General features: G+C 43.5%; 1 tRNA gene. It reads left to right on the forward strand.

Going from position 1 to position 255, the window contains the following annotated elements:
- The first annotated feature begins 5 nt into the window (after positions 1-5).
- A tRNA-Ala gene (locus tag V6F78_RS22345) sits at positions 6-81 on the forward strand.
- The last annotated feature ends 174 nt before the right edge of the window (positions 82-255 follow it).

Raw genomic sequence — 255 nt, forward strand, 5'->3', positions numbered from 1 at the left:
TGTATGGGGCCATAGCTCAGCTGGGAGAGCGCCTGCCTTGCACGCAGGAGGTCAGCGGTTCGATCCCGCTTGGCTCCACCATAAACTTGCTTCTGTATCGTAAAGCTTAGAAATGAGCATTCCATCACGACGATGGTGAATGTTGATTTCTGATCTTTTGATTAGATCGTTCTTTAAAAATTTGGGTATGTAATAGAAAGATAGACTGAATGGCACTTTCACTGGTGTTTATTCAGGCTAAGGTAAAATTTGTGA

This window comes from Pseudomonas sp. ESBL9 (assembly GCF_036668715.1).
GTDB lineage: Bacteria > Pseudomonadota > Gammaproteobacteria > Pseudomonadales > Pseudomonadaceae > Aquipseudomonas > Aquipseudomonas lundensis.